Here is a 1,464-nt window from a genome sequence, read left to right as displayed (position 1 = left end):
TGATCTGACCCCATAAAGTTGGACAGTTAGTTAAGCAGTTTTTAAAAACTGGTTTCTATATTGTACAGGGGATAAACCTTGTAGCTTCACCTTGATTCTCTCATGATTATAATAATGAATGTACTCTCGTATAGTTTTCTCTAACTCATCAGTTGATTGAAATTTTTCACCATGAAAGCACTCCGATTTTAATATTCCAAAGAAGCTTTCTATTACAGCATTATCTAAGCAATTTCCTTTACGAGACATACTTTGAATTAAACCATGTTGCTTTAATTGCTGTTGATAATGAGCCATTTGATATTGCCATCCTTGATCTGAATGGAGAATTGGTTTCTCATGTCGCTTAAGTTTAGCTAAAGCATGAATGAGCATATCTTTCACTAACTCATAATTGAGTTTACGTTGGATCCGGAAGGTAATAATTTCCCCATTAAATAAATCTATAATTGGTGATAGATAAAGTTTTTCACCGTTAACATTAAATTCCGTCACATCAGTTGCCCATTTCTGGTTGGGACGGTTCGCTTTAAATTGCCGTTGCATAATGTTATCGGCCACCATCCCGACACAACCACTTTTATATGAGCGATATTTTAGTGCTCTGATACGTGATTTAAGTCCCATAGTTTTCATAAGACGATATACACATTTATGGTTGATTATTATTCCTGTACTTTTCAGAGCAAGAGTAATTCTACGATAGCCATAGCATCCCTTATGCTTGTGATATATGGACTTGATCTGCTGTTTTAACTCAGTATATTTATCCTTAGAGCGTACAGCTTTCATGTGATAGAAATAAGTACTACGAGCGATCTTGGCAATACTGAGTAAGAGCTTTAATGGATAAATTTGCCTTAATTCTGAAATAACTTGAACACTGTCTGCAGTAGAAATTGAATTTAGGTACGTTGCTTCAGTTTTAAGGCTTTTAGCTTTTTTAAAAAGGCAACCTCTGCTCGTAAAGCGGTCACTTCATCAATGAGCTCCTGCTGAGATTTATCTTTGTCATCTTTTACAGACTTGGTTATTTTAGTTTTATCTTGTTTAAGCATATTGGTATAAATCCTCGTGGTATTAAACCCAGCAATCCCTTCTTTATGATACTGAGCTAGCCACCTTCTTAAAATTGACGTCCCGCTCAGATTTAACCGTCTTCTAACTTCTCTTACCGGTATCTTATCAAGAAGCATTTGTACAGCCTTGATTTTAAATTCGGAAGAGTAGTAGGTTTTTTTAGTTTTAACATTCAGGCCATCTTCACCTTGTGCCTTATAGTTTTCAATCCATAAGCGGATGGTTTGGAGATCTACATTAAATTCTTGTGAAAGGATTTTATATCCTTTACTTCCCTCTAAATAAGCTTGAATGACTTTTAATTTTAACTCTTTTGAATGCTTCGGAATTGGCATAGAGCACACCTCATAAGTTTTAAAAGTCTAACTTATGGGGTGCAGTTCA

The 1,464-nt window shown here is 35.1% G+C and carries 2 protein-coding genes; both read right to left on the bottom strand.

The window, feature by feature from the left end; genetic code table 11:
- Positions 1-30 precede the first annotated feature (30 nt).
- Positions 31-873, bottom strand: a complete 843-nt coding sequence (locus ACTJJG_RS19005) for an IS3 family transposase (protein ID WP_230445321.1) — start codon at positions 871-873, stop codon at positions 31-33.
- Between the two features lie 32 nt (positions 874-905).
- The gene (locus ACTJJG_RS19000) at positions 906-1,415 is read right to left on the bottom strand and encodes a helix-turn-helix domain-containing protein (protein WP_002120495.1); all 510 of its coding nucleotides are present in this window, start codon (positions 1,413-1,415) and stop codon (positions 906-908) included.
- Between the last annotated feature and the right edge of the window lie 49 nt (positions 1,416-1,464).

It is taken from the genome of Acinetobacter sp. 22512 (assembly GCF_052044755.1).
Lineage (GTDB): Bacteria > Pseudomonadota > Gammaproteobacteria > Pseudomonadales > Moraxellaceae > Acinetobacter > Acinetobacter pittii.
The sequence above is the reverse complement of the archived record's forward strand: the minus strand, read 5'-3'. Positions and strand labels throughout refer to the sequence as shown.

What these genes read in the sequence shown, in the direction of transcription:
- ACTJJG_RS19000 (WP_002120495.1), bottom strand. Translation starts at nt 1,415, where the DNA reads ATGCCAATTCCGAAGCATTCAAAAGAGTTAAAATTAAAAGTCATTCAA.